This window comes from Sphingomonas hengshuiensis (assembly GCF_000935025.1).
Taxonomy (GTDB): Bacteria; Pseudomonadota; Alphaproteobacteria; order Sphingomonadales; family Sphingomonadaceae; genus Sphingomonas; species Sphingomonas hengshuiensis.
Genome location: NZ_CP010836.1, coordinates 4,526,751 through 4,544,107, shown reverse-complemented (window position 1 = coordinate 4,544,107; position 17,357 = coordinate 4,526,751). Strand labels below are relative to the sequence as shown.

The window sequence follows — 17,357 nt, the reverse complement described above, 5'->3', positions numbered from 1 at the left end:
TGCGGTTTGACCCGGCGAGGTGTCGCATCGCTCATGACTGTTCGCCCCGCTCCGCCCGGCCGAGCGCGATCAGCACGCGGGCAATGGTGTGCTCGACCTCTTCCCCCGTGCAGCCATGCAACTCGGCCGTTTCGACGTAATTCCGGTCATCGAACCGCACCGATCCGAAGATAGCCCGATCACGCTCGGGCATTGCGCGAAAGGCGCGACGCATCCGCCGCAGACGAAGCCAGCGCATCATTGCCCCGCCTCCCCGTCCGGGACGAAACCGAGCAGATAGTCAGCCGCCTTGCTGGCAGCGCTCGCCGCCCGGAAGATCGCCTTTTCGTCCTCACGCAGCACCGCCAGCCAGCTGCCGACATAATCGGCGTGCCGCACGGTCGGTCGGATCGCCAGCGACGCGCAGGTGAACGCGCTCGTCATTTCCGCGACCAGCTCTTCCCGGCTATACGCGGCGCTGCCAAATGCCCCCGACTGATCGCGGTCCAGCCGCGAGCCATGCCCGGTCCAGTGCCCAAGTTCATGCAGCAAGGTGCGATACCAGTTGATCCGATTGTAAAAGGCCAGCTGCGGCGGCACCGCGACATAGTCCCCCGACGGACTGTAATAGGCCTCCCCGCCCCCGATCCGAATATCGGCGCCACATGCTTCCATCAGCGCATGCGCAGTGGGGATCCGGTCGACTTCGGCCACCGGCGCGCGCTGCTCCACCACCGCCAGCCGCTCGGGCAAGCCCTCACACTGGTCGACGTTGAAGACAGTGAACCGCTTGAGAAACGCCAGCTGCCGCGCCTCGCGGTCCTCATCCCGCGCCCGCTCGGCCTCGTCCTTCGGCGTGAATCGATCCGCATAGCAGATGGTCGTGCCCCGCTCGCCGCGCCGCACGCTCCCGCCCGCCGCCTGCGCCTGCCGAAAGGTCAGCCAGCGCTGCGAGGCATAGCGCCCCTCGATCACCGCCGCCCAGAGGATCAGCACATTGATCCCCGAATAACGCCGCCCGGTTACGGCATTGGCCGGCATCGCACAGCCACACGCCGCAGCATCCCAAGGCTGCACCCAGGGCAGCCGCCCCTGTTCCAGCTCGGCAATCACCCGGTCCGTCACCTCGGCATAGAGGCTTGTACGGTTCTCACTCCTGACACCCATGGTCCTTTCCTCCTTCCAAAACACCGCAACCGGCGCCGGAAGGGCGGGGGGAGCTGCAGGAGCGAACCGGCAGTCCTGCCGAGGAAGGCAGGCCGCACCCGGAGGGCCGAAACAACGTGGAGGAGCCGGGCACCGCCCGGCTTGCGGCATGCCGCGGCAGGACTACAGGGAAGCGACGCTCCCCCCGTCCTTTCCGTGTGCCGGCGCACCAACGCCGCCGCGCGTCCGCGCGGCGACCATCCTGTCAGCGCGACCGCGCTGCCGGGCGCCATCGGCGCCCGGACAAGAACCGTACCTTTGCAACCGGGTGGGCCTTGCGCGGGCAGCGTGCGCGCGCCAGCCGCCGCCCGCGCGCCCCGCCCGGGCAAGTGTGCCACGCGGGCACCAACAACATGCGCGCCCTGGTGTCGCCGCAGGCGTGCGCCAGCGCGCGCACCGCACCCGCGTTCCGCTGCCGGCACTTGCCGGCCGCCGATCCGCAGGATCGCCAGCGTCCGCGATCAAAACCCGAAGGGCCGAGACGGGAACGCCGACTCGGCGCCGCGCAGCGGCGTGCGAGCGCATTCACGCCAAAGGCGTGAGACGCGCTAGTGCGACTATGACTTGTTCCTACGCCGAATAAGTGCGTGCCACTCCACGCCGTCGTTCATCCCGTCCATCCAGAGCGATGTTAGCGTCTGCGTTGGGATGTTGAACCGAGACGCAAGCAGCATGGCGCGATTGCCATAACCAAGCGCGCGGTCGCGCTGCTTGTCAGCATCCTTGCCACGGGAGGCGAGGAGGGCTTCACCGATAACGCGACTCGCTCGTTCGAAGGCGAGCGAGCTTTCGGGCCTGTTTTCTCCTGTGAAGGCGAATGGGATTTCGCTCTCGGGGACGTGTGTGTGGACCGTTGGTCGCATTCCCACCTTGGTGGCAGCTTCTTCGATCGCCTTCAGCCCCATGTCCCAACCTGTGGCGAACGCAAACGCCACCGGTCTGTCGGTCAGAAATTTACGCTCCCGATCCTGGAAAGGCAGCCTTGCCTCGCCAAGCTGCTCCTGACGGAGCTCTTCGTCGTCGAACCAATTGCCGATGATGTCTCTCGCCTGCGAGCCAGAGCCTATGAAGTCGTCTACAAAGACGATGGGCTTGTCGCCGCCTCGGTTGACCGCTTCGGACAATGGGTGGACCTCTGGGAATATGCTCCGTAGATCCTGTGAAAGATAGGCTTGGACGGCGCCGCTGTCCTTGAGGTCCCCGAATGGGACGATAGTCGCGCCTCTAAACTCCGGATTTCGCTCAATTAATCCCCGGAGAGCACCTTGGCTCTCCTCACGAGAGAGAATTCGGATGCGCTCGATGGCGTCCAACGCACCTTCAATTGCGTCATCCTCGCGGTATTGGGCAAGCCAACTCCTGATCCTGTCCGTCATGACCACTGGCCGGCGCGGGGCGTTATCAACGATTGGCTCGTCAATCGCTTCGAGTTTCGTCGCGAGAGCCGCAATCCGGTCGTTTATGTCTGCCTTGGCGAGGCGCCTAGGCTTTGGGCGTATGTCCATCGCGACGCCCGAATACCAACCGGTGCGTTCAAGTTTAAGTTTAAGGGCGGTGACCTTTTCGAGGTTCTGCTTGCTTATGTTAATTGCCGACGGCGGCAGGACGACGTCGTACTTGCGTCGAATGAGTCTCTCGGCGGCCACGTACGTGGCGACTGAGGCCTCTTTCGGTGCGAATATGAGCGAGTGGGGTTGGCCGAAGTGGTATGCGTCGACCCAGCCCGCTTGGTTCATGCGGTCCATGTCGCGGCCCCGGACAAACCTGTCCCCCTGTAGGATGAGCGCTCGATCGATTTCCGTGCCGCCGGACAGCTTCGGCTTCGCAGCTATGACTACGCTCATTTCGAGTACGTCGGTCGGAACGCCCTCGATCTCCTCCGGAATCGCAGCCGCGAGACTCGCTAGTTCATTCGCCAGCTCAGCTTGAAGCGCTGCGACTTTCTGACCGTTTGCACAATCTTGAGCAAGAACCTTGAGGCCCCGTTCCTGCGGCTTCTCCGACGCCCAAGGATCGTTCGGGTATGTCGCCACCAATGCTAGGGAGTTGACGTAAAGATGCCGGTCCCTGAGCCGAGCGAGCAGATCGTCTACGAACGTCCTAATGGGGTCCGGAGCGTCTGTGACCGCCAGAGCGCGGAAGACGTCATCAGCTGTGGAGACAACCAGTTGATCGTCGCTGAAGCGGTAGCAAAACTCGATCAGCTTGACGGGGTCAAGGTCGGGCAGACGTCCAAGTGCGCCGAAGAGCGCGTCTATCATCGCCTCAATTGCCTGAACTTTTTTCTGGCGGTAGATTTTGGAGTATAGAAGAACGCGCGCGAGGTGAAGTTCGTCCAGCATTGCGGCGCCTGACGCCTTGAGGCCGAAAAGCTCGCAGCTGTCTTGCCCCTCGGGTAGCGTCTTCTTTATATCCTCAGGTACGTCCTTCATGAGCGTGCGCTTATGAACGATCTTTTGAAGCAGGCGGGAAATGTCGACTACGGTTGGCACGCCTGCATGTTGCGCGTCGCGGACATAGTAGTCGAGCTTGTCGGCATCGAACGGACCTGTAATTATTTCGTGCAGGAGCGGCACGCGCGTGTCGATGCGGTGCCCGACAATTGCGTGTCGCATTAGTTTGGAGATTTCCTCGGCGCTGCCAGCTGACCCGCCGCCATAAGTCGCCACGTTCCCCAACCGATCGAAAGCAAGTTCGAGCATCTTCTTGAAGTGGGGCGACCCGACGACGTCGTGGGCGACGAGTTCGCTTAGCTGGACTTTGTCCACGCCAATGTCTGCGGCAAAGTCGGCCAAGGCGAGCCGCAGGTCTGTCCTGCGGGCTACGGCGTGCTCTGAAACGTGCGAGAACACACCGTGACCGATATCGTGAGCAAGAGCACAGAGCCGGACTAGCTGCTCCTGCCTAGCGTCGATTGGCTGAGTGTCTCTGCCAATCGACGCCTGGTTGATTGCGGTGACGATGCGCTGCGCCTGGTGGAGCACGCCGAGCGTATGCTCAAAGCGCGAATGAGAAGCTCCAGGATAGACCCAATGCACGACTCCTAGCTGCCGGATCAGCCGGAGCCGCTGGAGCAGCGGACTATCTATGACAACGACCTCCAGGGGGCTGACCTTCACAGTGCCCCACACGGAATCATTGATTTCTTTGTGCCCTACGCCGATTTCACCCGGCCGCTCTAGGCGGACAAGGTAGGGGGATAGGCTCCTCTCCGCGAACTGCTCCGCAAAAACCTTAATTCGCGGAAGTAACCCGCTGTTGGCCATCCATACCCTCCCCTATGAACACGCAATTCACGATTTGGGTCACTACGTGGCGAGGAATGGAGGACTTGGTCAAGAAATAGTCAGCGTCGTCGCGATCAACCTGTACCTCGACGGTCTTGAAGCTGGGATTGTTGATAGAGACGACCCCTTGCTCCCTAAGCCCGTAGATGGCTTCGCGGAGCGTGCTCGAATCCCCGTGGTAGGGATTTGTAGCCAGTGAAAAATCGAGGGCGATGTTGAGCCTGCTTCGCTGCTCACGCAGCATCTCGTATGCTTTTTCAAAGCGCCTGTCCTGCATCGTGTCGACCAGGCGCAGCTTCTTGACGTCGTGAAGCGCGAGCTCGCACAGGATATCGGTCACGAACTCCGTCGCGGTCACCAGCGTTGCTTCCTGAGTCGTCATAAAGACCTCCTTGGCGCGAGCGAGATCAACGAGCCGGATTGCCCGTTTCTCCCAGTTGATCCGGTAATGGGACCCGCGCTCCAGACGAATCGCGTCAGGAGCTGGCCACCTATCGTTGCCATGCCGGCCCCCTCCGAGCAAGCAAGCCGCAGATCCGTTCGGCTCATATCGGACCGGGCCGCATCGTGCTGCGACAACCGTTCAAGGGCCTTTAACACGACAAGAACATAAAGAGAACATTTAAACTTGCGTGCAGCATGGTGCCGTGGAGATACCATGCGCTTAGGGAAGGCGGGAATCAAGCACGATTCCTATCTTGATATTATCATCTTCTCAAGCCAGCGCTCCTCCAGCTCGGCACGGAAGACCATCGCGGCCGCCTCGTCGCTGCCCAGACCGAGTCTGGCTGCCGCGGCCGTGAAACGATTCTTGAGCTCTTTCCCCACTCTGGCCGTGATGCGTATCGCCTTCTTCTTGGGTTCGGGGCGAGCATAGTCGCGGTTAAGAGAGCCAAGTTGATCCAACCGAACTGAGCGCAATATCAATAAGGCGCAGAGTTTGGGTCGGGATAGCTCCAGCTCACGGGCATATCTGTCGAGCATATCCCCCTCGTGGGGACGGAGGTAACAACCGATTTGGACCTCTTCAGCCACAAGCGGCCGCCTTTGAGGAAGGCAATGCTTTGTGCTCGGCCGAGCTAATAGTGGTGACAAGGCGCATACATGCCACACCGCCGCAGTAATATTTCATATCTTTCATCATAATATCCCGGAGAGACGAGGTTTTACGCTGGAATTACCAACCATATTTCTCCGCGCATCAGGTGAAACCCAAGTGGCTTCCCCCTTCTCGCGGTCTTCCTCTAATGAGGAAACAATTTCGTGCAGAACGTCGCCCAGTCACGCATGAGAAGCCGGCGTTTGTCGAGAAAGTCCGTCCTGCGATAGGCGGCCTCGACCTTATTCGACACGGTGTGGGCAAGCGCAGCCTCTGCGATCTCGTTCGGATAGTCGGTCTGCTCCGCAACCCAATCACGGAATGCCGAGCGGAACCCGTGCACGGTCACCGCGAGCTCCATATCCCGTAGGATCTTGAGGAGGGTCATGTCCGAGAGCGGCTTCTTCACGTTCTGACCGGGGAACACCAAGTCGCTAGCGCCAGCCTTGAACTTCTTGGCGCGCTCAAACACGGCCACCGCTTGGGGTGCGAGAGGCACGACGTGCACTCGCCCCATTTTCATCCGTTCAGCCGGGATCGTCCACAACGCTGCTTCCAGGTCGAGTTCTAACCAGGTCGCACCCCGGATTTCCCCTGATCGCGCGGCCGTCAGGATCAGCGCTTCCAACGCTACGCGGCCCACCGATTCACGCGCGCTCAGCTTCTCAATGAAATCCGGTACCGAAGCATAGGGCAGAGCCGCGAAATGGTTGTCCTTCTTGGGCTGGCGAGGCAGCCCCTTGGATAGCGAACGCATCGGTGCTTCGGTCGCGCGAAACCCGCGTGCGTATGACCAGTCGAGAACCGTGCCGATGCGCTGCCGGACGCGGCGCGCAGTTTCCGGCTTTGACAGCCAGATCGGCGCCAGCACATCGCGGATCAGCGGCCCTTCGATCTCGCTGACCAACCGATCACCCATCTTGGGGAAGGCGTAGGTTTTAAGCGTCGCGATCCACTGGTTCTGATGCTTGCCGTTCTTCCAGGCCTTTTCGTGTTCCTCGTGGACCATCTCGGCGGCCTTGCGAAACGTCGGAATGACCTGCCGCTCCTGCTTCCGTTCAGCGACGGGGTCGATGCCCTGCGCGATCTTCTGGCGAGTAGCGAAGGCGGCTTCCCGAGCCTCTTTGAGCGAAACTGCCTTTGAGGAGCCCAGCCCGATATCCTGCCGCTTTCCATTATTCTGGACCCGGAGGATCCAGCTGGCTGCTCCCTTGCCATTGATTTCGAGAAACAGACCATCCCCATCGGAATAGCGACCGGGCTCGGAAAATGACCGGATCTTGAGCGCAGTGAGCTTACCCATGCCACCTCCACCTCATTCTTCCCCACACTTTTCCCCACACTTCGCGTGAGATCGTGTCGGATCGAGTGAAACGCAGCGGAACGAAAAAACCGCTGATTTCTGCGGCTTTCTAGCAGTTTTCAGCGGGTTTGGGGAGGCCCAAAAAGGGCGAAGGTGGCGGAGCGGGAGGGATTCGAACTCAGGCGCCAAGTGGCTCTCGTGCCGTGATTCCTGATCTATCCAGATTTTTTCCGATACCTCGGAATATACCCCGCAAAGGCCAAAAAACTTTCTCTTATGAAATCAATCGCTTGTCAGCTCAGTTCGATTCCTGGGCTCTCCTTCGAACCCACCATACAATGGCAATATTTCAAGTCCTTATCAAGTGCTTTCAGCCAGCGAATAACTGGTGCTGCGACCGCCCGCCTCATCTTTACGCAGGATTCCTCGCGCAACCAAGTTGTTGATGTCCCGCGAAGCGGTGTCCTGTGACGTCTTCGTGATCATCGCCCATTTGGATGAAGTCAGCTTGCCCTCGAACCCATCCAGCAGGCGATTGAGCATTGCTCGCTGGCGATCATTCAACTTCTCGCCATCCAGCGCTTCCCAAAAACGGGCCTTCCTAATCACGTTCTCAAGGACGGTGCCCGCACCCGCGAACGCATGATCGAGGCAAGCGAGGAACCAACGCAGCCAGCCAGTTATGTCCAGGTCGCCTTTCTGCGTCGTCTCCAAGATGTCGTAATAGCCTTTGCGTTCCACTCTGATCTGCGCCGACATGCTGTAGAAGCGTTGCGGGCTGTTCTCGGATCGCGCCAGGGCCATGTCCGCGATCGCGCGCGCGATGCGGCCATTGCCGTCATCGAATGGGTGGATGGTGACGAACCAGAGGTGCGCAATCGCTGCCTTCAAAACCGGATCGATTGCGGGGCCGTTCTCAAACCAATCGAGGAAAGCCGCCATCTCGCCATCGAGGCGGTCGAAGTTCGGCGCTTCGTAATGCACCTTTTCCCTGCCATATGGGCCGGATACGACCTGCATCGGGCCGGATTGCTCGGTGCGCCAGGCACCAACCACAATGCGGCTCATGCCGCTGCGGCCGGTCGGAAACAGTGCAGCATGCCAGCCGAAGAGGCGTTCGGCAGTAAGCGGCGCGGCGTAATTCTGTGTTGCATCGAGCATCATTTCGACCACGCCCTCGACATTTCGGTCAGGGGTCTTGAGGCCCGCGGCATCCATTCCGAGGCGACGAGCGAGCGATGAGCGCACCTGCTCGCGGTCAAGCGTTTCGCCTTCGATATCGCTGGACTTGGTGACTTCTTCGGTGAGGGTTTCAAGCACCGCTTCGGCACGGAGCTTCAGTCCGAGGGCTTCCATCCGGCCAATCAGCCGCCCTTGCGTACGACTGACCGCCGCCAGCTTTTCGGCAAGTTCGCCCTGCTTCCATTGGAAGTGAGGCCAACCGTTCTGTTGATGAATATATAACACCGCATTCTCCGCACCCTTCGCGGAGAAGGTGCAGCATATTCTCCGCAGAGCCAACGAAAATCTACGCAAATTATGCGGAGATTGTCGCTCCAATCTCCGCACGACCGATATCGCTTTTGCTCCAGCGGTTCGGACAGGCGCCAGGATCGTGTCCCAACGACGTAAAGGCCCGGCGGACACGTTACGGGCGGGTTCTGTAGTCGGCGACGCGCTCAAATCTACCTGACGCAGGTGTCGATCCATGCCCGCGTCTGCTCGAGAACCTCGTCCGACAATTGGGGATCGTCGACCGCCCGGGCCAGGATGACGGCCCCCACCATCGCCGCCCAGCTGCCGATCGCAGCGCTGCGCTTTTCGGTTGCGGGCAACGCCGGCAGCGCCTGTTCGATGCGCGCGATCTGCGTACGCAGCCCTTCGGTCATGGCCGTTTTGGCTGCCGGCGTCTGGTGGCGAATGGCAGCGGCGAGACCCGCGGTCGGGCAACCCTTGTCCGGATTGTCCCGGTGCCGCGGCGCCAGATAGGCCCGGACGAAGTCGCCGAACCCGCCCTCGTCGAAACTGTCCGCCGCGAGCGCGTGCGCCAGCGCCTGCGCCACGAGATCGTCCTTCGAGCGGAAGTGGCCATAGAAGCCACCATGGGTGAGGCCTGCCGCCTTCATCACCTCTGCAACGCTGACCGCTTCAAACCCCTTGTCCTTAAACAAGGCGCCAGCGGCCTCCAGAATCCGGCGACGGTTTTCCGCCATCTGCTCTCGGCTGACCTTCATGTTCAAATTTCTCCGCGCGAGCCGTTGACATTTAGATGACGGCCATCATATTTAGGCAATCATGATGATGGTCATGAATATAAGGCCCTCGACCGAAAGAGCAATCCGATGACGCAAATTCCTGCAGTCCTGATCACCGGCGCCTCCACCGGCATCGGCGCCAGCTATGCCGAGCGCTTCGCCCGTCGCGGCCACGCTCTGGTGTTGGTCGCGCGCGATGCGACGCGCATGGAGGCGCTTGCGGTGCGCCTGCGCGAGGAAACCGGCGTGAAGATCGACATCCTGCCGGCCGATCTCACCCAGGCGACGGGCCTTGCCACGGTCGAGGCCAGGCTGCGCGACGATGCGCGCATCGGGATCCTGGTCAACAATGCCGGAGCGGCGATCGGCGGGACCTTCCTCGACCAGGACGTCGATGCCATGACCCGGCTCGTCGCGCTCAACGCCACCGCGCTCGTTCGGCTGTCCCGCGCGATTGCTCCGCGTCTGGCCGCAGCCGGCGAGGGCGCGATCATCAACATCGGGTCGGTCGTCGGCGTCGCGCCGGAATTCGGCATGACGGTATATGGTGCGACGAAGGCGTTCGTTCTGTTTCTGTCGCAGGGCCTCGCGCAGGAACTGGGGCCGAAGGGCGTCTATATCCAGGCAGTGTTGCCAGCCACGACCCGCACCGAGATCTGGGATCATGTCGGTGCCGACGTCAATGCGATGAGCAATGTCATGGAAGTGGGCGATCTGGTGGATGCGGCCCTGGTCGGCTTCGATCGCCGCGAACCGGTGACCATCCCGCCGCTGCACGACGCCGGCCAGTGGGAGGCATTCGATGGCGCGCGCAAGGCCATGCTCGGCAACATCGTCAACGCCCTGCCTGCCGAACGGTATCGCACGCCCGCCTGAGCACCACGCGGGGCGCGCGCCGATCCTCCCGTCATCCGCATCCCTAACAACCAACGGCAGCGCGGCCGATGCCGTACGCCAGATCGAGACCAAAGCCATGGCGACCTCTGCATCCACAGCATCGAAGACAGCATTCGTGACCGGCGCCTCCAGCGGCATCGGCAAAGCGGCGGCACTGGCGCTCCGCCATGCGGGCTACCGGGTGATCGGCACCAGCCGCAAGGCGACGCCCGGGGAGGTTCGCGAGGGCATTCGAATGATGGCGTGCGACGTGACATCGGACGCTTCCGTTGCTGCCGCAGTGGCATCGGCGCACGCCGAACTCGGCCGCATTGACCTGCTGGTCAACAATGCCGGCTATGCCATTTCCGGCGCAGCCGAGGAGAGTTCGATCGAGCAGGTCCGCGCCTTGTTCGACACCAACGTTCTGGGCGTTGTCCGGGTAACGAACGCGGTGCTTCCGATCATGCGCCGCCAGGGCGGTGGACGCATCCTGAATATCGGTTCGGTCATGGGGCTGATCCCCGGTCCCTTCGGCGCCCATTACACGGCGAGCAAGCACGCCATCGAAGGCTATTCGGAATCGCTCGACCATGAAGTGCGCGCCTTCGGCATTCGCGTCGCCGTGATCGAGCCATGGGCGACGAAGACGTCCATCGAAGCCAATTCGCCGCGCGGTGACCGGCCCATCGCCGACTATAGCGAGACATTCGCCCGCTACCAGGCCGCGTTCGACGCAGCCATGGCGAGCGGCGATACCGCGGAGGCGGTCGCTGAGACCATTCTCACAGCAGCACAGGCCAGCAAACCGCAGCTGCGCTACCCCTCGGGCAAGGCGGCGCGACAAACGGCCTTTGCCCGGCGCTTTCTGCCGCGCGCGCTGTTCGATCGCACCCTGCGCAAGCAGTTCAACATCGCCTGAAAGACCTTGTCCTCCCATCGGCCCGCGCGCGGGCAAAGCAGGCCCATCATGACCCACACACCCCTCCCGACCGCATCGACAAGCCACTATCGCGACGCCCCCAACCGCTTCGTGACCGTGGACAAGATCCGGTTCGCCTACCGCGAACTCGGCCCGCGCGGCGGGACGCCGCTGGTCCTTGTCAACCACTGGGGCGCGGTGCTGGACAATTTCGATCCCCGGATTGTCGACGGTCTCGCTGCCGCGCACCACGTGATCGCGCTGGACTATCGAGGAATCGGTCTTTCCGGTGGGTCGGCGCCAATGACCGTGGGGGAGATGGCGCACGATATGCAGGCCGTCATCGGCAAGCTCGGCTTCACCAAGGTCGATCTGCTGGGCTTCTCGCTGGGGGGCTTCGTGGCCCAAGATGTCGCGCTCAACGCGCCCGGCCTGGTGCGCAAGCTGATCCTCACCGGCACCGGCCCTGCGGGGGGCGTGGGCATTGATCGGGTCGGCGCCATCTCCTGGCCGCTGATCCTCAAGGGGTTGCTGACGGCGCGCGACCCGAAGACCTATCTGTTCTTCACCGCCACCGCCAATGGCCGCCGCGCGGCCAAGGACTTCCTGGCGCGCTTGCAAGAACGCAAGGCGGATCGGGACAAGGCGCCGACGCCGCGCGCTTTCCTGCGCCAGCTTGCCGCGATCAAGGCCTGGGGGCGTCAGATCCCGCAGGATCTCGGGCGTATCGGCATTCCGGTTCTTGTCGCCAATGGAGACAAGGACATCATGGTGCCCACCGCGAACAGCCGGGACATGGCGCAGCGTATTCCGAATGCAGAACTGGTGATCTACCCCGATGCCGGCCATGGCGGCATCTTCCAATACCATCGCGAGTTCGTGTCGAAAGCCCTGGATTTCCTCGCCGACTGACGTGACACTATTCCACGCTGGAGACCGCACGTGAAAGCCTTTGTCGTCGACAAGTACAAGAAGAACGGCCCGCTGCGTCTGGCCGACATGCCCGATCCCGAGATCGGCGCCGGTGACGTGCTGGTTCGCATTCACGCCACCGCGATCAACCTTCTCGATTCGAAGGTTCGCGACGGCGAGTTCAAGCTGTTCCTGCCCTATCGCCCACCCTTCATTCTGGGGCACGACCTGGCGGGGACGGTGATCCGCACCGGCGCCAATGTGCAGCAGTTCAAGCCGGGCGACGAGGTCTATGCGCGCCCGCGTGACGGCAGGGCCGGCACCTTCGCGGAAATGATCGCGGTGGATGCTTCGGACCTTGCGCTGAAGCCGGCGAGCCTCTCCCTGGAACAGGCCGCGTCGATCCCGCTCATCGGCCTGACCGCCTGGCAGGCGCTCGTCGAACTGGGCAAGGTCCAGCCCGGCCAGAAGGTGTTCATTCAGGCCGGTTCGGGCGGTGTCGGCACCTTTGCCATTCAGCTGGCCAAGCATCTCGGCGCCACCGTCGCAACCACCACCAGTGCCGCCAATGCCGAACTCGTCAGGAGCCTCGGCGCGGATGTGGTGATCGATTACAAGACGCAGGATTTCGAACAGCTGCTATCCGGGTACGATCTGGTGCTCAACAGCCAGGATGCCCAGACGCTGGCAAAGTCCTTGAACGTGCTCAAGCCGGGCGGGAAACTGATCTCCATCTCGGGTCCGCCGGATATTGCCTTTGCCATATCCCTGGGGCTGAACCCGGTACTGCGCTTCGTAATGCGGATGCTGAGCCGGGGCATCGTGAAAAAGGCAAAGCGCCGGGGCGTCGATTATGCCTTCCTGTTCATGCGCGCCGATGGGCCGCAATTGGCGGAGATCGCCAAGCTGATCGATGCCGGTGTGATCCGCGCGGTCGTCGACAAGGTCTTCCCCTTCGCGCAGACGGCGGATGCCCTTGCCTATGTCGAAACCGGGCGGGCCAAGGGAAAGGTTGTCGTCCAAGTTTTGTGACGGGGCGCGGAGCACGCTTTCGGAGCAGACGGCTCACGGTTTGGGGAGCTATCCGAACACCAAGCGTCAAGAAGTGGGTGAGCCTCTGCCGGGCAGCCCATCACATGGCGATGGCAGGTTCTAGTAGAAGCCGCCATGCGAAGATCGCGGCAAACAACGACTTTTAGCAGCAGCCGACGTTTACATGATAATTAGAGCAATTTGTGATCACACCGCAGCGTACCCGGCGTGCCTGAAGTAGTTTGTGCATTGGTGCGGCGGGAAGTCGTCGAGTAGCGAGCCGATGCGGTTCCAGAGGCCTTCTCGGGAGCGTTCGCCGGCTTTCCGCAGCAGGTGTTTGAGCTTGGCGAAGACCATTTCGATCGGGTTCAGATCGGGGCTGTAGGGGGGCAGGAAGAGCAGTGTGGCCCCGCAGGCTTCGACCAGCGCCGCAGCTTCTGCGCCTTTGTGGCTGGAGAGGTTATCAAGGATGACGACATCGCCGGGGTTGAGTTCGGGAACCAGGTATTGGCGGACATACTGGGTGAAGATCGCCCGGTTCATCGGCTCATCAACGACAAAAGGTGCGACGATCCCGTCGCTCGTGAGGCCTGCGAGGAAGGTCGTTATCTTCCAGTGCCCGGCAGGGGCATAGCCGCGGACCCGCTTTCCACGTGGCCCGCGTCCGTAGCGCCGGACCATGTTGGTGGTGACGCCCGTCTCATCGAGGAAGATCAGGCGCTGGGCGCTGAGCATCGGCTGCATTGCCCGCCATGCCGCGCGCCGCGCCACCACGTCAGGCCGGAGCTGTTCGGAGGCGTAGACGCTTTTTTTTGAAGCTGATCCCGTTGCTCGTGAAGAAGCGGCTCAGCATCCCGGCGTCCGCCTTCACGCCATGCTCGATCAGCAGTCGCTCAGCCACAGCAAGCAGCGTCAGGTCCGGCTCCGCATCGATCAGCCCCAACAGCCAGGCCCGATGCCCCGATAAGCGCGAACGCCGGTCCCCGCCCTGGGCCAGCGCACCGCGCCGACCTTGTCGCAGCGCCTGAAGCCACCGCACCGCTGCCGCGTCGCTGATCCGATAGCGACGCGCAGCCTCACGCCGCGACAAACCCTCTTCCTAAACTGCCGCAATTACCCGATCGCGCAAATCCTGCGAATACGCTCTGGTCATACCTGCCGACCTCCAATAGCCAGCTTGATGATGTGGACGCCCCCGCACCGACCGACAGTTGCTATGCTGCCGGTCGGTCAACCGAGAGGAAGAGGAGCGTTTGCATGACGATCACGACGATTGGGCTCGATCTGGCGAAGAGCGTATTCCAGGCACACGGCATCGACGAGAGCGGTGCCACGGTGCTGGTGAAGAAACTGCACCGCAAGCAGATGCTGCCTTTCTTCTCGAAGCTGCCGCCTTGCCTGATCGCGGTGGAGGCCTGCGGAACCGCGCATCACTGGGCTCGCACGCTTGCAGCGATGGGCCACGAAGTCCGCCTGATACCGCCATCGTACGTCAAGGCTTACGTGAAGCGGGGCAAGAGCGATGCGCTAGACGCCGAAGCGATCTGCGAAGCCGTGCAGCGGCCGACAATGCGGTTCGTACCCGTCAAGACGATCGAGCAGCAGGGCATTCTTATGACCCATCGCGCCCGATCCCTTCTCGTACGGCAACGGACGATGCTCGCCAACGCTCTGCGTGCGCATCTTGCCGAGCTGGGCCACGTTGCCAACCCCGGCATTGGCAACCTCGCCAAGCTGGCCGAGCAGGTGATGGCTGACAGGAATGCCTTGCCATCCTACGCCCGTACGGCATTGGAGATATTGATCCGACAGATCATGGCCGTCAGCGCCGAGATTGCGGAACTGGATCAGCAGCTTGCCGCTTGGCATACCGAGAGCGAGGCCAGTCGCCGACTTGCCGCGATCCCCGGCCTCGGCATCATCACGGCAACAGCAATAGCTGCAACCGTTACGGATGCCGAGCAGTTCTCTTCAGGCAGGCAGTTCGCCGCCTGGCTCGGTCTGACACCGCAACAACACTCAACCGGGGGAAAAACCAGACTTGGCGGCATCTCCAAACAGGGCGACCGATACCTGCGCCGATTGCTCGTCGTCGGAGCCACCGCAGTCATGCGCCACGTCAAGGATAAGCCAACGCCGATGGCGGACTGGATCAGGAAGCTCTCCGAGAAAAAGCCCTTCCGGCTCGTCTCGGTGGCCCTGGCTAACAAACTCGCTCGGATCGCTTGGGTCGTGCTGACCCGCAAGGAGGCCTATCACCCTTACGCCAATTTGACCTGATCAGCCCAGGTCACCCGAAATGGTAATGGCAGTCGATGATGAGTAACGATCGAGCCAATGGTGAGACCAACCCGTCTGATTCAATGCGCTTCAACGCGCGGCAGCCTGTTTAGGGACCTCACCGGCGGATTTCCATCAGGGCCAGCGGCAACACGTATGCCGCACAAACAGGCCGGACATATGAAAGCAACCGATCAAACCCATCCCGACAAAATGCCCTTGCCAAGGGGGCGTCCACATATGAATCAGAAGTCGAACACTTTGGGAATCCCTACGATTCCGTTAGATCACAAACCGCTCTAGCTTGCTGCTCCGTACGTGAATATCAGGCCGTAAGCCGACTGTTTTCTCTTAGAGAACAATCGAAAATGGCTGCTACAGGCAGGAATAGGCAGGACCGCGACAGGAACCTCAGCAGCCGCGGCGGGTGGATAGTCGTAATCAGGGTCCACACAACAAGGACCCCCAGCATGACCATCGCACTCATCACCGGCGCAAGCCGCGGCCTCGGACGGAGCACGGCGCTACAGTGCGCCGCGCGCGGCAGCGGCGTCATCCTGACCTACAACAGCCATCCCGATGGCGCAGATGCGGTCGTGCGGGCGATCGAAGCGAATGGCGGCAAGGCGGTCGCGCTGAAGCTCGATGTGTCGGACACGGCGACGTTTCCCGTGTTCACGCAGGCGGTCGCGGCGGCGCTGGCCGCGACCTGGGGGCGCAGCGATTTCGACCATCTCGTCAACAATGCCGGCTATGGCCTGTTCAAATCGATCGCCACCGTCACCGAGGCTGAGTTCGAAGGGCTGTTCGCGGTCCATCTGAAAGGCCCGTTTTTTCTCACCCAGGCGTTGCTGCCGCTGATCGCGGATGGCGGCGCGATCGTGAACCTGACGAGCGCGACGACGCGCGTCGCCACCGCCGGCGTGGCGCCGTATGCCGCGTTCAAGGGCGGGCTCGAAGTGCTGACGCGCTACATGGCCAAAGAGTTCGGCGAGCGCCGCATCCGCGCCAATGCGGTATCGCCCGGCCCGATCCGCACTGAGCTCGGCGGCGGGCTGAACGATGAGTTCGAGGCGCTGCTCGCTGGCCAGACCGCGCTAGGCCGCGTCGGCGAGCCCGACGATGTCGGCCGCGTCGTCGCCGGCCTGCTGTCTGGAGATAGCGGCTGGATCAATGCGCAGACGATCGAGGTCGCAGGCGGCTATGTCGTCTGATCCGGGGTCTCGCCTGTCTCCGCCTTCCACGAAAGCTATGCCCATGCCCTCCGCCGTCGAAATCACCACCTTCCGGCTCACCCCCGGTCTGACGCTCGACGCCTTCATCGCGGCCAATGCGGACATCGATCCGTGGCTGCAGACCCAGCCGGGCTTCATCTCGCGCCACATCTGCCTGCGCGAGGACGGGGTCGTCGTCGACATGCTCCTCTGGGACTCTGTCGAGGCCGGGCACCGCGCGGCCAACGGCGTGACGACCGAAATGGCCGCGTCGCCCGTCCACGCCGCGATCGACCAGTCGACCGTCACCTGGACGATCGCCGAAGCCAGACATGTTGTGATCCGTCGTTGAGGATCAGCGCGCGGACAGCGCGAGCTTGACCCCGAAGGCGACGAAGATCCCGCCGGTCATGCGATCGAGAATGCGAATCACCTTGGGCTTACGCAACTGCCGATTGAGCGGCGCGGTGACCGCGATCAGGAGCGCGAACCATGCGGTGCCCAGCACGACATGGATGCAGGCGAGCCCGAATGAGTACAGCGCCACATCATACCCGTGCGGGACGAATTGCGGCAGGAAGGTCACGTAGAACACGCCGATTTTCGGGTTGAGCAGATTGGTCAGGAAGCCGCGGCGCAGCGCCTCGCCGCGGCCGACTGCCCCGACCGCGGGGACCGTGTCGTCGACGACCCTGTTCCTCGGGTGGAGCAGCAGCTTTGCCCCGAGCCACAGCAGATAGGCCGCGCCCGCCCATTTCACGATCGCGTAGGCAAGCGCCGACGCGGTCAGGACGACGCCGAGGCCGAAGGCGACCGCGGCACCCCAGGCAAGGCAGCCGCCTGCGATGCCGATCGCGGTCAGGATCGCCTGGCGGGGGCCGCCCGCGACCGCGCTGCGCAGGACCATTGCCGTGTCGAGCCCCGGCGTGATCGTCAGCAACATCGCAGCTGCACAGAAGGCCAGCAGGGATGGGATGATCGCCATGCTCTAT

16 protein-coding genes and 1 pseudogene are annotated in these 17,357 nt (G+C 62.3%); 7 read left to right on the top strand and 10 right to left on the bottom strand.

Translation table 11 applies throughout. The features are described from left to right. Positions 1 to 31: 31 nt before the first annotated feature. From TS85_RS20770 to TS85_RS20735, 8 genes are all read right to left on the bottom strand, one after another. A complete protein-coding gene (locus TS85_RS20770; protein WP_044334772.1) occupies positions 32 to 241 on the bottom strand; it encodes a sigma factor-like helix-turn-helix DNA-binding protein in 210 nt (69 codons plus the stop codon). Further along, complete coding sequence (locus TS85_RS20765; protein ID WP_044334769.1) at positions 238 to 1,146, bottom strand: ArdC family protein; 909 nt, start codon at positions 1,144 to 1,146, stop codon at positions 238 to 240. Before TS85_RS20765 ends, TS85_RS20770 begins: the two co-directional genes overlap by 4 nt. Before the next feature lie 596 nt (positions 1,147 to 1,742). Then, positions 1,743 to 4,451, bottom strand: a complete 2,709-nt coding sequence (locus TS85_RS20760) for a phosphoribosyltransferase-like protein (RefSeq protein ID WP_044334767.1) — start codon at positions 4,449 to 4,451, stop codon at positions 1,743 to 1,745. Beyond that, complete coding sequence (locus tag TS85_RS20755; RefSeq protein ID WP_044334766.1) at positions 4,420 to 4,854, bottom strand: hypothetical protein; 435 nt, start codon at positions 4,852 to 4,854, stop codon at positions 4,420 to 4,422. Before TS85_RS20755 ends, TS85_RS20760 begins: the two co-directional genes overlap by 32 nt. A gap of 311 nt (positions 4,855 to 5,165) precedes the next feature. Then, a complete protein-coding gene (locus tag TS85_RS20750) occupies positions 5,166 to 5,456 on the bottom strand; it encodes a hypothetical protein (protein ID WP_155006505.1) in 291 nt (96 codons plus the stop codon). Between the two features lie 260 nt (positions 5,457 to 5,716). Next, positions 5,717 to 6,874: a tyrosine-type recombinase/integrase gene (locus TS85_RS20745; RefSeq protein WP_044334763.1), complete on the bottom strand. Its 1,158-nt coding sequence runs from the start codon at positions 6,872 to 6,874 to the stop codon at positions 5,717 to 5,719. A 360-nt stretch (positions 6,875 to 7,234) separates the two neighbouring features. Further along, the gene (locus tag TS85_RS20740) at positions 7,235 to 8,341 is read right to left on the bottom strand and encodes a Fic family protein (protein WP_044334761.1); all 1,107 of its coding nucleotides are present in this window, start codon (positions 8,339 to 8,341) and stop codon (positions 7,235 to 7,237) included. A gap of 218 nt (positions 8,342 to 8,559) precedes the next feature. After that, on the bottom strand, positions 8,560 to 9,108 hold the full coding sequence (locus TS85_RS20735; protein WP_044334760.1) for a TetR/AcrR family transcriptional regulator: 549 nt from the start codon (positions 9,106 to 9,108) through the stop codon (positions 8,560 to 8,562). A gap of 108 nt (positions 9,109 to 9,216) precedes the next feature. Here TS85_RS20735 and TS85_RS20730 point away from each other — a divergent pair, with 108 nt between their 5' ends. The 4 genes from TS85_RS20730 (at position 9,217) to TS85_RS20715 (ending at position 12,871) form a co-directional block, all read left to right on the top strand. Continuing rightward, a complete protein-coding gene (locus tag TS85_RS20730) occupies positions 9,217 to 10,005 on the top strand; it encodes an SDR family NAD(P)-dependent oxidoreductase (protein ID WP_044334758.1) in 789 nt (262 codons plus the stop codon). A 97-nt stretch (positions 10,006 to 10,102) separates the two neighbouring features. Further along, positions 10,103 to 10,927 (top strand): oxidoreductase, encoded by an 825-nt coding sequence (locus TS85_RS20725; protein ID WP_044334756.1) that lies wholly within the window; start codon positions 10,103 to 10,105, stop codon positions 10,925 to 10,927. 48 nt (positions 10,928 to 10,975) lie between these two features. Beyond that, complete coding sequence (locus TS85_RS20720; protein WP_044334754.1) at positions 10,976 to 11,839, top strand: alpha/beta fold hydrolase; 864 nt, start codon at positions 10,976 to 10,978, stop codon at positions 11,837 to 11,839. Positions 11,840 to 11,869: 30 nt separating this feature from the next. Then, entirely contained in the window at positions 11,870 to 12,871 is a 1,002-nt protein-coding gene (locus TS85_RS20715) for an NADP-dependent oxidoreductase (protein ID WP_044334751.1), read from the top strand. 207 nt (positions 12,872 to 13,078) lie between these two features. On the opposite strand, the pseudogene TS85_RS25025 reads toward TS85_RS20715, so the two are convergent. Then, positions 13,079 to 14,024: pseudogene (locus TS85_RS25025) on the bottom strand (IS630 family transposase). Positions 14,025 to 14,128: 104 nt separating this feature from the next. On the opposite strand from TS85_RS25025, the gene TS85_RS20700 reads away from it, so the two are divergent. From TS85_RS20700 to TS85_RS20690, 3 genes are all read left to right on the top strand, one after another. Then, complete coding sequence (locus TS85_RS20700) at positions 14,129 to 15,151, top strand: IS110 family RNA-guided transposase (RefSeq protein WP_044329667.1); 1,023 nt, start codon at positions 14,129 to 14,131, stop codon at positions 15,149 to 15,151. Between the two features lie 470 nt (positions 15,152 to 15,621). Further along, on the top strand, positions 15,622 to 16,365 hold the full coding sequence (locus TS85_RS20695) for an SDR family NAD(P)-dependent oxidoreductase (RefSeq protein WP_044334749.1): 744 nt from the start codon (positions 15,622 to 15,624) through the stop codon (positions 16,363 to 16,365). A 43-nt stretch (positions 16,366 to 16,408) separates the two neighbouring features. Beyond that, positions 16,409 to 16,717: an antibiotic biosynthesis monooxygenase family protein gene (locus tag TS85_RS20690; RefSeq protein WP_044334748.1), complete on the top strand. Its 309-nt coding sequence runs from the start codon at positions 16,409 to 16,411 to the stop codon at positions 16,715 to 16,717. 3 nt (positions 16,718 to 16,720) lie between these two features. Here TS85_RS20690 and TS85_RS20685 read toward each other — a convergent pair whose 3' ends face one another. Next, positions 16,721 to 17,350, bottom strand: a complete 630-nt coding sequence (locus TS85_RS20685) for a LysE family translocator (RefSeq protein ID WP_044334747.1) — start codon at positions 17,348 to 17,350, stop codon at positions 16,721 to 16,723. Positions 17,351 to 17,357 lie beyond the last annotated feature (7 nt).